Source organism: Chloroflexota bacterium, from assembly GCA_013152435.1.
Lineage (GTDB): Bacteria > Chloroflexota > Anaerolineae > DUEN01 > DUEN01 > DUEN01.
Window position 1 is genome coordinate 22,602 of the sequence record JAADGJ010000012.1, and the last position, 13,316, is coordinate 35,917.

General features: G+C 64.3%; 10 protein-coding genes. 1 reads left to right on the top strand and 9 read right to left on the bottom strand.

The window, feature by feature from the left end; all coding sequences use genetic code 11:
- Window positions 1–1,134, bottom strand: coding sequence for an ABC transporter permease (locus GXP39_01270; GenBank protein NOZ26669.1), 1,134 nt, complete (start codon window positions 1,132–1,134; stop codon window positions 1–3).
- Between the two features lie 416 nt (window positions 1,135–1,550).
- On the opposite strand from GXP39_01270, the gene GXP39_01275 reads away from it, so the two are divergent.
- Window positions 1,551–2,036, top strand: a complete 486-nt coding sequence (locus GXP39_01275) for a hypothetical protein (protein NOZ26670.1) — start codon at window positions 1,551–1,553, stop codon at window positions 2,034–2,036.
- 12 nt (window positions 2,037–2,048) lie between these two features.
- Here the strand turns inward: GXP39_01275 and GXP39_01280 are convergent, their stop codons facing one another.
- From GXP39_01280 to GXP39_01315, 8 genes are all read right to left on the bottom strand, one after another.
- Window positions 2,049–4,061, bottom strand: coding sequence for an ABC transporter ATP-binding protein (locus GXP39_01280; GenBank protein NOZ26671.1), 2,013 nt, complete (start codon window positions 4,059–4,061; stop codon window positions 2,049–2,051).
- 231 nt (window positions 4,062–4,292) lie between these two features.
- Entirely contained in the window at window positions 4,293–6,731 is a 2,439-nt protein-coding gene (locus tag GXP39_01285; protein ID NOZ26672.1) for a copper-translocating P-type ATPase, read from the bottom strand.
- Window positions 6,732–6,753: 22 nt separating this feature from the next.
- Window positions 6,754–7,581, bottom strand: a complete 828-nt coding sequence (locus tag GXP39_01290; protein ID NOZ26673.1) for an iron permease — start codon at window positions 7,579–7,581, stop codon at window positions 6,754–6,756.
- A gap of 31 nt (window positions 7,582–7,612) precedes the next feature.
- A complete protein-coding gene (locus tag GXP39_01295; protein NOZ26674.1) occupies window positions 7,613–8,656 on the bottom strand; it encodes a type II glyceraldehyde-3-phosphate dehydrogenase in 1,044 nt (347 codons plus the stop codon).
- A gap of 613 nt (window positions 8,657–9,269) precedes the next feature.
- Window positions 9,270–10,160: a protease modulator HflC gene (gene hflC, locus GXP39_01300; GenBank protein ID NOZ26675.1), complete on the bottom strand. Its 891-nt coding sequence runs from the start codon at window positions 10,158–10,160 to the stop codon at window positions 9,270–9,272.
- 17 nt (window positions 10,161–10,177) lie between these two features.
- Window positions 10,178–11,200, bottom strand: coding sequence for an FtsH protease activity modulator HflK (gene hflK, locus GXP39_01305; protein NOZ26676.1), 1,023 nt, complete (start codon window positions 11,198–11,200; stop codon window positions 10,178–10,180).
- 128 nt (window positions 11,201–11,328) lie between these two features.
- Window positions 11,329–12,348 carry a 6-phosphofructokinase gene (locus GXP39_01310; protein ID NOZ26677.1) on the bottom strand — a complete coding sequence of 340 codons (1,020 nt, stop codon included), beginning with the start codon at window positions 12,346–12,348 and terminating at the stop codon, window positions 11,329–11,331.
- On the bottom strand, window positions 12,345–13,307 hold the full coding sequence (locus GXP39_01315) for an L-lactate dehydrogenase (protein ID NOZ26678.1): 963 nt from the start codon (window positions 13,305–13,307) through the stop codon (window positions 12,345–12,347). Before GXP39_01315 ends, GXP39_01310 begins: the two co-directional genes overlap by 4 nt.
- Window positions 13,308–13,316 lie beyond the last annotated feature (9 nt).

The window sequence follows — 13,316 nt, forward strand, 5'->3', positions numbered from 1 at the left end:
TCACCCCACCTTCTTCTTGAAGCGCAACGAGGCCAGGGTCACCAATGCCACGGTGTAGAGCGCCAGGATGGCCAGCTGAGTCAGCCAGACCTCCAACCCAACGCCCTTGAGGAACACGCCGTACGTGATCTCGGTGAAGTAGCGGGCCGGGAAGAAGTAGGAGTAGATCTGAAGCAGCGTCGGCATGGTGAAGATCGGGAACATGAAGCCGGAGAACAGGAAGGAGGGCATGAAGGTGAGCACAAGAGCCAGCAGCATGGCGGCCAGCTGGCTGCGGGTCAGCGTGCTGACCAACAGGCCGATGCTCACGGTGCCGATCACATAGGGCACCGAGGCCAGCAGGAAGAGCCAGACGCTCCCGGCCATAGGCACTCGGAACCAATAGCGGGCCGTCAACAGGATGAGCACCAGCTCGCCGAAGGCGATGATCATGTAGGGGATCAGCTTGCCCACGATGAACGCCCAGGGCCGCAGCGGGGAGACGAAGATCTGCTGGATGGAGCCGCGCTCCTTCTCACGCACGATCGCCAGGGCCGAGAGCAAGGGCGGAAAGGACATCAGGATCACGCCGATCAGGCCGGGCACGATGAAGTTGGCGCTCTTCAGAGCCGGATTGTAGCGGATCTGGGGCACCGCCATCACCGCAGGGGCCACCAGGCTCTCACCAGGGCCCAGCGAGGCGAAGTGTTCGGCCAGCAGCCGGGCCGTGAAGGCGTCATTGATGGCGTCCACATAGCCCTGCACCACCCGGGCCGATGTGGGGAAGGTGCCATCCACCAGCGTCTGCACCACGGCCGTCCCGCCGCCCGCCAGCGTGCGAGAGAAGTTCGGTGGGATCAGCACGACCACCTGGGCCTTCCCCCGGTCGAGCAGACGTTTGGCCTCGTCCGGGGTGGCGGGATAATACTTCAGATCGAAGCTGCCGGTGTTCACGAACACCTGGATATACAGGCGGCTCTCGGGGCTCCTATCCAGATCCACCACGCCCATCGGGATGTCCTTCACGTCCAGGTTCAGCGCATAGGCGAACAGGAGAAGCAACACCAACGGCAGGAAGATGGCGATGCCCAAGGTATAGGGATCACGCCAGATCTCCCGGAATTCCTTTTTAAGAATGGACACGACGCCGCTCATCGGCTTTCCACCTGGCTTCCCACCATCTGATTCGCCACAGCGCGCTACGTTATTGCCCCCGGCTGGCCCCTTCCATCATCAGAGTGTGTCTGAGACCGGAGGCCACCGGCCGAAGCCCCAACCAGGCAGGGAAAAGGCGGGAAAAGGATTCTTTCTGCGGAGGGGCATTCCCTCCGCACCTCCCCTTAGGCGATTCATGAATCGCCCGCCCCAGCCCCGGCCCCGGCAACCCCCATGAGGGAGACTACCCGCGTCCCACATCCGCTGAAGCCACAACAGCCCCCAATCATCCCTCCAGAGGCAAACCAAAATGCTTATCACTTCCAAGGGTAATCTGGTCAACAGATGTTGGCTGAGATATAATCGGATAAGAAAACGGAAATGAACCGCCGCGCCTATCCACGAGAGGTGTGACCATGTTCCGCATCTTCAATACCCACCTGTTGACGCTTCTGAGCCTCCTGCTTGCAGCCTGCGCGCCAGCCACTCCCATCATGTCATCCCCCGCGCCGAAGAGCTTCACGTTCTCCAGCGGAGGCGCCTACCACCCGCAGGGCTTTGGCGCCTGGACGGTGACGCTCGACGCCACAGGCCGACTCGTCATCACCCATCAGGTACGTGATGAGGTGACAAACTACGGCCCCTTCACCCTGACGGAGCAAGAGAACAGCGATCTGTGGACCCTCATCGACCAGGCCAATCTGGCCCATCTTTCCTCCTCGGATCGGCCAGGGATGCCGGATGAGGTACAATACACCTTCACCCTGCAATCGGATGGCCAGAGCAAAACCGTTACCATATGGGCGGGGGACGCCCAGGACCTGGCCCCGCTGGCAGAGCTGATCACCCGTCTGGGAGCGATCATTACCAACTACACGGGGCAAATTCCCGTCCTGCGATGACATCACGAACCTCTATATCGCTCTTGCCCTCCGCCCCGCCTCCTCCATTCCGATGAAGAGCATGAACAGGTCCTCCAAAGAGATGGGCACCTGTCGAATCGGCCCGGTCATCAGGTCGTGAGACGCCAGCGCCCGCTCGACGGCCCGCTGTCCCGCCTCCGCCTCCCATATCAGGATGTGTAACTTATCGCCGAAGACCCCCGTCTGAATGATCTCCGGCAGGCCCTCCAGCGGCCCCAGGGCGGCCAGCGGATCCCGCACCGGGACCTCGATGAGGGAGCCCAGCTTCATATCGGCGCGCAACTGCGCCGGGCTGCCCTGGGCGATCAGTCGGCCCCGGTAGAGCAATCCCAGACTATGGCAGTGTTCGGCCTCGTCCATGTAATGCGTCGTGACGAAGACGGTCACCCCCTGTGCGGAAAGGGCGAAGATCAGATCCCAGAACTCGCGTCGGGAGACCGGGTCCACGCCGCTGGTCGGCTCGTCCAGAAAGAGGACGTCCGGCTCATGGAGGATGGCGCAGCCCAGAGCCAGACGCTGCTTCCAACCGCCAGAGAGGTCCTTGGTCAGCAAGTGCTCCTTGCCGACCAGGCCCGCCATCTCCAACACCCACTTCTTGCGATCGGCGAAGCGAGCGGGCGGAAGATCATATACATCGCCATAGAAGCGGATGTTCTCCTCCACCGTCAGATCGTTGTACAGGGAGAACTTCTGTGACATATAGCCGATGTGCGGCTTCATGGCCACACGCTGCCGGGCGATGTCGAAGCCGGCCACCGCAGCCGTGCCCTCCGTGGGGGGCAGCAACCCGCACAGCATGCGGATGGTGGTGGTCTTTCCGGACCCGTTAGGACCCAGGAAGCCGAAGATCTCGCCCCGACGCACGTCGAAGCTCACGTGATCCACGGCCGTGAAACCGTCGAAGCGCTTCGTGAGATTCTCCGCCCGGACGGCCAGTGACTCGCCTCGCCCGTTCTCGTTGGCGACAGACGATGGACGGACGACGGACGATTCGTCCATCGTCTGTCGTCCTTCGTCCGTCGTCTCAGGCAATGGTGCCAACGGCCGGCTCGCCTCGTCGGCTACGCGCAGATCCTCGATGGCCGCGATGAAGACATCCTCCAGACTGGGCAACGTGGTCGTCACGTCCAGCACGGTCACGCCAGACGCCGCCAGTCGCGTGGGCAGTTCGTCCGCCAGCTCGCGTCCATCGCGCAGCAGCAGATGCAGCCGCTCGCCGAACACCTGGACCTGGGTCACGCCGGGCATCTCCCGCAGGCGAGCCACGGCCTGGATCTGCGGTCGGGCGATAACATCCACGGCCACCCCCCGGATCATCCTCTTGAGCGCGGTGGGCGTGTCGCTGGCGATGATCTCGCCGCGCCGCATCAGCGCCACCCGGTGGCAGCGCTCCGCCTCGTCCATGTAGGGGGTGGTGACGAAGATGGTGATCCCCTCGGCCAGGAACTCGTACAGGATCCTCCAGAAATCCTGGCGAGAGACCGGATCCACGCCGGTGGTGGGCTCGTCCAGGAAGAGCACTTGGGGCTGGTGGATGAGCGTGCAGGCCAGCGCCAACTTCTTCTTCATGCCGCCGGACAGATGCTCCGCACGACGGTGCCGCGCCTCCTCCAGCCGGGCGAAATGCAACAGCTTCTCCTTACGCCCGGCGGCCACATCCGACGGCACCTGATACAACTGGGCAAAGAAGTCGATGTTCTCCTCAACGGAAAGCGAGCCGTAGAGGGAGAAGCCCTCCGACATGTAGCCGATCTTCCCACCCAGGGCGTCGGCGTCGTTCACCACGTCCACACCCGCCACCGTCGCCGATCCGGCCGTCGGGGTCAGGATGCCGCACAGCATCTGGATCGTCGTCGTCTTGCCAGCGCCATCCGGCCCCACCAGGCCGAAGATCTCGCCCGGCATCACGCTGAGGGTCAGGTCACGTACGGCCTGAATGTCCGCCTTCCCTCGCGTCCTGTACACCTTCTGCAGATGCTGCGTGTGGATGATCGGGCGGTCCATACATCACTTCTTTCCCCCAGCCGGCGCCCAGCGCCTCTTCTTCATCCGGCCTGCAGACGTCCCGGGGTCTCCAACAGGATGGGGCGGGCCCTCGGCTCGCCATCCAACCCAGGCGAACACGGCCCGAACCCCCTCATTTGTCAGTGTATCACGTTCGCCAGGGCCATAACAGCGCCAAATCACCCACCCGGCGGTAGGCAAAAGCACCTACCCGCCTCAGAAGGATCCCCCTCAGGAGAGCGACGACACGCGCTCCTCCTCCAACTCTAACCGCTTCAGCAACAGGGCGTTAACCGCCACGATGATCGAGCTGCCGCTCATGGCGATAGCGCCGATCTCGGGCCGCAAGGTGATCTTCAGGAAGGGATACAGCACACCCGCCGCGATGGGGATGGCCAGCATGTTATAGGCTACCGCCCAGGCCAGGTTCTCCTTCATCTTACGCACCGTGGCCCGGGAGATCTTGAGCATCTTGAGGACATCAAAGGGGTCGCTCTTCATGAGCACGACGTCCGCCGTCTCCACGGCCACATCCGTGCCGGCGCCGATGGCGATGCCCACATCCGCCTGGGCCAGGGCCGGTGCGTCGTTGATACCATCCCCCACCATGGCGACGAACTTGCCCTGATCCTGGAGTTCCTTCACCTTGTCCTGCTTCTGATCCGGCAACACCTCGGCGAAGACCGTCTCGATGCCCAGCTCCTTCGCCACCCGCTCCGCCGTGCCCCGGTTATCCCCGGTGAGCATGGCGACTTGAATGCCCATACTTCGCAGGGCGGCGACGGCTTCCCGAGCGCTGGGGCGCACCGCGTCGGCGATGGCGATGAGGCCAGCCGGCTGGCCGTCCACAGCGATGTACACCACCGTCCTCCCGCCGCCCTCCAGCTCCTGAGCCTGCGCCCCCAGACGATCGAAGGAGACATCGTGGTCCGCCATCAGCTTACGGTTGCCGATCAGCACCTCATGCCCATCCACGACAGCCCGCATCCCGTGGCCGGGGATGGCCTCAAACTCCTCGGCGGGGCTCAGCTCGAGCCCCCGCTCCCGGGCCGCCCGCACGATGGCCTGGGCCAGCAGATGCTCGCTTCCCTGCTCGGCCGAGGCGACCAAACGCAACAGCTCATCCTCATCGACGGGGTTATCGGAAGGCACCACGTCCACCACCTCCGGCTCCCCCTTGGTCAGCGTCCCGGTCTTGTCGAAGATGATGGCATTCAGCTTGGCCGGCTGTTCCAACGCCGTGGCGTTCTTGTAGAGGATGCCATGCTGAGCACCCAGCCCGGTGCCGACCATGACGGCGGTGGGCGTGGCCAGGCCCAGCGCATCCGGGCAGGTGATGACCACCACGGTGATGGCCAGGGTCATCGCGAACAACAGCGACTCCCCGATGAGGAAATACCAGATGACGAAGGTGAGCAGGCCGCCGAAGACGGCCACCAACACCAGGTAATGGGCAGCCCGGTCGGCCAGGCGCTGAGCCGGCGCCTTGCTGTTCTGGGCGCTCTGCACCAGCTTGACGATCTGCGCCAGGGCGGTATCGGCCCCCACCCGGGTGGCCCGGAACTTGAAGCTACCCGTCTTGTTGATGGTCGCCCCGATCACCTCATCGCCTGGCCGCTTCTTGACCGGCACGCTCTCGCCGGTGATCATGCTCTCATCCACATCGGACTCGCCCTCGAGCACGACGCCGTCCACGGGCACCTTGTCGCCGGGGCGGATCACCACCACATCGCCCACCCGAACCTCGCTGGTGGGGATCTCCACCTCCTGTCCATCCCGCTCCACCCGGGCCATGGGCGGCGCCAAAGTGAGCAGCTTCTGGATGGCCTGACCGGTGCCGCTGCGGGCTCGCATCTCCATCCAGTGTCCGAAGAGGACAAAGGTGACCAGCATGGCCGCCGCCTCGTAGAACACCTCGCCTTTAAATACGAAGGTGCCGGCCAGGCTGAAGATGTAGCCCGCCAGCACACTGATGCTGACCAGCACGGCCATATTGAGCACGCCGTTCTTGAGCGCACGATAGGCGCCGACGAAGAAGGGCCACCCGCCGTAGAGCACCACCGGCGTTGCCAACAGGAAGGCGATGAAGTCGGGGTTCACCCCCAAAGGCGTGGGCAGCTCGAAGTTGAAAAGCCGATAGAAGAGCGGCGAGTACAGGAAGACGGGGATGGTCAGGAGGAAGGCCACGAAGAAGCGGTTGCGCATGTCCCGCACCATGCCCTCCATGCTCATGCCCGGGCCGTGGCCCATCTCATGAGCCATGGCCGTCTCCTCCCCGCCCATCTCATGTCCCGCGTGCTCGTCCATCGCGGGCGCCGCCGCGTGCTCGGCGTGGTCGGCATGTTCCGCCGGCGGAGCGGTGGGAGCCGTCGGCATGACGTGGCCGGCATGGGCCGCGTGCTCCATCGACATCGTGGCCGCCCCGGGATCCCCGGGGTTGCAGATGTGTTCCGGCAGCGATTCACCTGTGCAGTGAAAGCCGCACTCGCCCACCAGCGCCTTGATCTCGTCCAGGCTGATGACCGACTCGTCGTAGTGCACCGTGGCGGTGCAATTCAGGTAGTTGGCGTCCACGTGGTGAATGCCGGGATGTTGAAGCAACCGCTTCTCCACCCCCCGTCCGTCTCCCACGCACAGCATGCCATGAACGCAAATCACGGCCTCTTTCATGATGATCTCCTCCTCAATGACATTACGCTTCCGCCCGGCTCCTGGCCGGACCGGGCTTCATTCCCCGCAGGAAGGTCGCCCCGAAAACGGCCAGATATAGCCCGTAAGCCAGCGCCTGCCAGAGCGTAGGCCGGGCCTCGTAGCCGATAAAGGCGTGCAACAGACGCCCCACCAGGCTATCCCCACTGATGATCCCACTCGTATCCCAGAGAGGCTCCTCGAAACCGGGCAGCACCCCCAACTCTTGCAGCCCCTCCACGCTATGCCCTACCAGCCCGGCAGCGATGAAGATGAGCAACACCCCCGTCACCACGAAGAAGGCGCGCAGATCAAGCCGTACCGTGGTGTGGAAGACGAGGTAGACGATCACGAGGGCGATCGGCAACCCCAGCAGGGCGCCCAACAGCAGATTCCGCTGTCCGGCGGTGAAGAGCAGCGCGCTCAGGAACAGCGCCGTCTCCACGCCCTCCCGGAGCACGGAGATGAAGGCCAGCCCCGCCAGGACGTACGCCTGATTGCGGGAGATGGCCGCCGCTACCTTCTGCTCCAACTCGCCGCGGATCGTGCGCGCCTGGCGCTGCATCCACAACACCATCCACGTCAGCACCCCAACGGCCGCCAGCGCCACGCTCACCTCGAAGACCTCGGCACCGGTCCCCTCGAATTGCAGGGCCAGGGCCTGGAAGGCCAGAGCCAGCAGGACGCTGAGCGCCAGGGCACTCAGCGCACCAACCCAGACGTATCGTTTGAGCCCCTCCTGGCCCATTCGGGTCAGATAGCCGAGGAGGATGCCGACGATCAAGAACGCCTCAACCCCCTCTCGAATCGTGATCAATGCGCCTGTGAGCATCTCCACATCCCATCTTCTATAGCCACGATCCTCACCGAGCCAGAAAATCACGTCGGAGGCCCAAGGCCTCGTCCGTGATGCGGATGGACTCCCGCCCGTCCCGCACCGTGCCCATCAGGGCACGGATGGCGTCGATATTCTCGGGGATAACGATGGCCTCGTTGTAGACCTGATACGTGTAGTACGCCTCGTTCCCGTTTACCGTCAGCACATCCTCCCACAGGGCGACCTCCCACATGTCCCCCCGGGGGCGGCCCAGGTCCTTCATCAGCTCGATGGTGCTGTTGAGCGCCACGATGCCGTCGCTCATGCGGATGAAGGCGATGCGCGGCGCGGCGCGAAACGCCTCCAGCACCTCCTCACGGCTGGCCGAACGGGTCAGCTCCACCACCCAATAGTGGTTGTGGGTCTGGGTGTGAGCCGCCTTGGCCGCGATGGTGACCACGTCCAGGTCTGGCGCCACCGTCTGAGCATCCGGCCCCTGATGACTGGGGATGTGAGGCTCGGGCACCACGGTGTTCATGATGCCGCTATGATCCGACTCCCAGGGATCGGTGGCGCGGCGCACCAGCACCCCCCGGGCCTTCTTCAGCAGACCAGCGTCACGCAGCGCGATCAGCGTGCGCACGGTGCTGGTCGTGTTGCATGAGACGACGCGCGTCGCGTCCCGGCCCAGGGCCGTCTCGTAATTCGCCTGGGCCACGAAGGAATGACCGGTAAGCTCGTGCTTCTCGCCGCCCTGGTAGATGGCCTTCACGCCGGCGGCCCGATAGCGCTCCAGGTTCCTGGCGCCGATCCCCTTGGGCGTGCAATCCACCACCACATCCGCCTGGGCCAGCAGATCATCCAGCGTGCCCACCACCGGGATGCCGGCCGCCTTCATCTCGTCCACCTTTTCCGGCAGTGAGGCGTAGACGGGCAGGCCGAGGACGACGGCGGCCTTCACCCGATAGTCGCTGACGACATCGCCCACGCCAACGAGCTCCATGTCGGGTTGCGCTCGAACGGCATCGGCCACCCGCTTGCCGATGACCCCGTAGCCGTTGACGGCCACGCGTATTTTCTTGTTCGTCATTGCTTTTGCTCCTTGTCAGATCTCAAAGCGTGTCTGAAAATTTACCAGCAGGGTGTCTAAGGGGTCTCCCTCAACCACCAGCTCCACAGGGAGTGGCGTGGAGCGGATCTCCCCTCCACGGGAACCTCGCTTTTCCTGCCTGCACCTGCCTTTCTCGGCCCTTCCCGAAGGGCCCAGGCCGAGGCCAGGCAGGTCGAGGGCAAAAGAAGGGCTTTTTCCGGAGGGGCTCCGCCCCTCCGGGCCTCCCCACGGCAGAAGCAATGGCCTTTCTCAGACACACTCTAAGCGTGTCTGAAAACTTACCAGCAAGGTGTCCAAGGGATCTCCCTCAACCACCAGCTCCACAGGGGGTGGTGTGGAGGGGTCCTCCCCTCCACGGAAACCTCGCTTTTCCTGTCTGCACCTACCTTTCTCGGCCCTTCCCGAAGGACCCAGGCCGGGGCCAGGCAGGTCGAAGGCAGAAGAAGGGCTTTCCTCTCGGCCTTCTACCTGCCCTGTGGGGCCCAAAGCCGCCGGCTCAGGCCCCAACCGGGCAGGTAAAAGGCAAGAAAAGGAGGCCTTCCCTCTACTTCCTCTTTTCAGGTGCAAGGGCGCCCGGCGTACGAATTCTCGCTCATGGGCCCTCGCCGGCCGTGCCCGCCTCGCTGGCCGTCCCCAGTCGGGCGTTGGTCAGATAACGGAAAAAGTCGGAATTGGCGGGGATGACGACGGTATCCCCGGCCTTGAGGGTGGTCTCGTAAGCCTGCAACCGCCGCAGGAAGGCGTAGAACTCCGGGTCCTGCTCCAGGGCCTGGGCATAGATGCTGATCGCTATGGCCTCCCCCTCACCGCGAAGGCGCTGGGCCTCCCGATAGCCCTCGGCCAGGATAACCGTCTCATTGCGATCGGCTTGGGCGCGAATGATCGCCGCCTGCTCCTCGCCCTCCGCCCGGAACAGGGAGGATTCTCGCTGACGCTCCGCCCGCATCCGATTGAAGACGCTCTGCTGCACCACCTCCGGCAGATCAGCCCGCTGAATGCGGACATCCACGAGCTCGATGCCGAACTCCCTGGCGTTCTCCGCCGAGGAGCGAGCTACACTTTCCATGATATTCTCCCGCTCCTGGGAGATGACGTCGACGAAATCGACCGTGGCCAGCTCCCGCCGCAGCTCGGAGAAGACGATATCGTCCAGGCGGGCCCGGGCCCGCGCCTCCGTGCTGACCGTCTTGTAGAAGAGGAGAGGATTGGTGATCCGCCATCGGGTCACGTGGTCCACCACCAGCCGCTTCTTGTCCGTGGTCAGGTACTCCTGGGGCGGCGCGTCGCTGGAGAGGACGCGTCTCTCAAAGTAGATCACGTTCTGAATGAAGGGTAGCTTCGTAGCCAGGCCAGGGTCCTGTATGGTGCGGATAGGATCACCGAACTGGAGAACGATGGCCTGCTTGGTCTCATCCACGATGAAGACGGTCTGGCTGGCAAGGATCACCACAAGGATCAGAAGCACGCTCAGGCCACGAAGGATGCGCGTATTCACGATATTTACTCCTCTCCCAGGCCCGTATTCGGGCCGGTCAGGTCCCTCAAGGGCAGGAAGGGCAGGACCGGGCTGCCACTGGTGCCCGTGTCCAACAAGATCAACTCCACCCTGGCCAGAACGGTCTCCAGGGCCTCGATGTGCATTCGCTCCCGCGTGACCTCCGGGGCCAGGCGATATTCCTTGAGAATTGACAGGAAACGCTCGGCATCGCCGGTGGCCTGTAGCACCTGCTTCTCCTTGAAAGCCGCAGCCTCCTCGATCAGTTTCTGCTTCTCACCCCGGGCCCGGGGGACCACGTCATTCTGGTAAGCCTGTGACTCGTTGATCAGGCGCTCCCTGTCGGCCCGGGCGCGCACCACCTCCTGGAAGGCGTCACGCACCTCCGCGGGAGGATCGGCCACCTGGAGGCGGACATCCGTCACCAGGATGCCCGTGCCATATTCTTTTAAGAGCCGAGCCAGGAAAGTACGCGTCTCCTCCTGGACCCGGGCCCGCTCCTCCGTGATGACCGCATCGATGGTCATCTGCCCCACAGCGCTGCGCAGGGCCACCTCGGTGGTGGTGCGAAGGACCCGCTCGGGCTCCTGGACGTTGAAGACGAAGGCACGCACATCACCGACACGATACTGAACCAGGAGCTCCACCTGGACGATGTTCTCATCCTCGGTCAGCATCAGCGCTTCGCTCAGTTCCTCCCGTTTGTCCCCGCTGGCCGTGGTCCGGAACCCCACCTCCATCCGGCGTATGCTCTCGACGTCCACCACCGTCACCGTCTGGATCGGCCAGGGCAGACGGTAGTGAAGGCCGGAGCTGGTGGTCCCCGTGTACCGGCCGAGGGTGCGAACGACACCCTCCTCGCCTGGCTGCACCTGGTAAATCCCTGTGGCCAGCCAGAGGATCAACGCGATGGCGATGATCCCCGCATAGAAAATCCCGCTACGTCTCGAAAACCATCGGGAGAAGTTCGCCCGATAGCGCTCGAGCTGCTCGAACTCCGCCTCATCTGAGGAATTGCGGAAAGACATGTCTCATCCTTTGCTAACACTCATCGAAAATCCAGATATACCGCGCCCCACCTCCCACACGATCATGTATGTCTTGCTTCGATACACTCCTTCACAACCCCATAAGCGGCTTTCATAGCCGCCTTTGCTTATTTCGCCAGCACCTGTGCCAGCTCCAGCAGACGCAAGTCCAGCGGCTTCTCATTGGCAACCACCTCGGCCAGCGGGGTGGCGGAGACCTCACCCTTGAGCAGGCCCATCAGCACCCCGTGCTCGCCCTGAGCCAGATGCTCCGTTGCAGCCGCCCCCAGCCGGGTGGCCAGCAGCCGGTCGAAGGCGCCGGGCGCCCCGCCACGCTGCACATGCCCCAGGGTGGTCACCCGCAGCTCAAAGCCCAGCCGCTCGCGGTGTACCTGAAAGTAACGGGCCAATCCCTCGGCCCCGCTCAGAGGCTGTTCCGACCCTCCCGCCGAAACAACGCCCTCCACGTTGTACCGAGCCCCCTCGGCGACCACCACCAGGGCGTGGGTCTTGCCCCGCTCGTAGGCGGCGCGTAGCTCGGCGGCCACGGCCTCGGGATCCGTCTCCACCTCCGGGATCACGATCGCCTCGGCCCCGCCGGCGATGCCGGCCATCAGGGCCAGATAGCCGCAATCGCGCCCCATGACCTCCACGAGAAAGGCCCGCTGGTGGGACGAGGCGGTCACCTTCAGCCGATCGATGGCCTCCAGGGCGACGTCGAGGGCGGTATCCACCCCAATGGTGATCTCCGATCCGTAGAGATCGTTGTCGATGGTGGAGGCCACGCCGATCACCGGGAAGCCCATCTGGGACAGCGCGTGGGCGCCCGCCTGCGACCCGTTGCCGCCGATCACCACCAGGGCCTCCACATCGCGCTGATGAAGCTCCCGCAGCGCTTTCAGCCGCCCATCCTCGGTTTTGAACTCCGGACAGCGAGCGCTGCCCAACACCGTGCCCCCCTGCTGGATGATGCCGCCCACGTCTCGAGCGCCCAGGGGCACGAAATTGCCGGCGATGAGGCCGGCATAGCCGCGACGGACGCCGAAGACCTCCCATCCCTTCGCCAGGCCGCTGCGCACCACGGCCCGGATGGCGGCGTTCATGCCGGGGGCGTCGCCCCCGCTGGTCAACACGGCAATCCGCTTCATAGTCCCTCCAGGTCCAATTGATCCAGGGTCGTCTTCAGCACCCGAGCGGACCGGCGCAGTCCCTCGATCTCCTCCGGCGCCAGATCCAGTCGCAACACCTGCTCCACGCCGCCCCGATCCACGACCGTGGGCAGGCTGAAGCAGACGTCCCGAATGCCGTAGTAGTCCTCAATGAGGCTGGAGACCGAGAGCACTGTGCTCTGATCCCGCAGGATGGCCTCCACGATCCGCATCAGCCCCGCCGCCACGGCGTAGTAGGTCGCTCCCTTGCGCTCGATGATGTGATAAGCGGCGTCCCGGGTCTGACGGAAGATCTCATCCATGGCCGCCCGGTCGTAGGTCAGCCCGTGAGCGGCGCAAAAGGCGGGCAGCCGCATCCCGGCGATGTTGGCCAGCGACCACACCGGCACCTCGCTGTCGCCGTGCTCTCCGATGATATAGGCGTGCACGCTGCGCGGATCCACCCCAAAGTGCTGGCTCAAGAGGTAGCGAAAGCGGGCCGTGTCCAGGATCGTGCCGGACCCGAGAACCCGCTGCGCCGGCAACCCGGAGAGCTTCCAGGTGACGTAGGTCAGCACGTCCACCGGATTGGTGGCGATGAGCAGGATGCCATCCGGGTTGTGTCGCACAACCTGAGGCACGATCTGCCGGAAGATGGCGGCGTTCTTCCTCACCAGGTCCAGGCGGGTCTCCCCCGGCTTCTGCGCTGCGCCAGCGGCGATGACGGTCACAATGGCCCCAGCGCAGTCGGCGTAGTCGCCGGCCCAGACGCGGGTCGGATGGGCGAAGGGGACCGTGTGGTTCAGGTCCATGGCCTCGCCCTCGGCCCGATCACGATTTATGTCAATTAACACGATCTCCGTCGCCAGGCCACTGAGCAGCAGCGCGTAGGCGAAGGTGGCGCCCACATGGCCGGCGCCCACGATGGCCACCCGGGTTGGCTGAGAATGCATGCTCATCCTACCTCC

Excerpts from the sequence above, each read along its gene's own strand:
- GXP39_01270 (NOZ26669.1), bottom strand. The coding sequence starts at position 1,134 with ATGAGCGGCGTCGTGTCCATTCTTAAAAAGGAATTCCGGGAGATCTGG.
- GXP39_01275 (NOZ26670.1), top strand. The coding sequence starts at position 1,551 with ATGTTCCGCATCTTCAATACCCACCTGTTGACGCTTCTGAGCCTCCTG.
- GXP39_01280 (NOZ26671.1), bottom strand. The coding sequence starts at position 4,061 with ATGGACCGCCCGATCATCCACACGCAGCATCTGCAGAAGGTGTACAGG.
- GXP39_01285 (NOZ26672.1), bottom strand. The coding sequence starts at position 6,731 with ATGAAAGAGGCCGTGATTTGCGTTCATGGCATGCTGTGCGTGGGAGAC.
- GXP39_01290 (NOZ26673.1), bottom strand. The coding sequence starts at position 7,581 with ATGCTCACAGGCGCATTGATCACGATTCGAGAGGGGGTTGAGGCGTTC.
- GXP39_01295 (NOZ26674.1), bottom strand. The coding sequence starts at position 8,656 with ATGACGAACAAGAAAATACGCGTGGCCGTCAACGGCTACGGGGTCATC.
- hflK (NOZ26676.1), bottom strand. The coding sequence starts at position 11,200 with ATGTCTTTCCGCAATTCCTCAGATGAGGCGGAGTTCGAGCAGCTCGAG.
- GXP39_01310 (NOZ26677.1), bottom strand. The coding sequence starts at position 12,348 with ATGAAGCGGATTGCCGTGTTGACCAGCGGGGGCGACGCCCCCGGCATG.
- GXP39_01315 (NOZ26678.1), bottom strand. The coding sequence starts at position 13,307 with ATGAGCATGCATTCTCAGCCAACCCGGGTGGCCATCGTGGGCGCCGGC.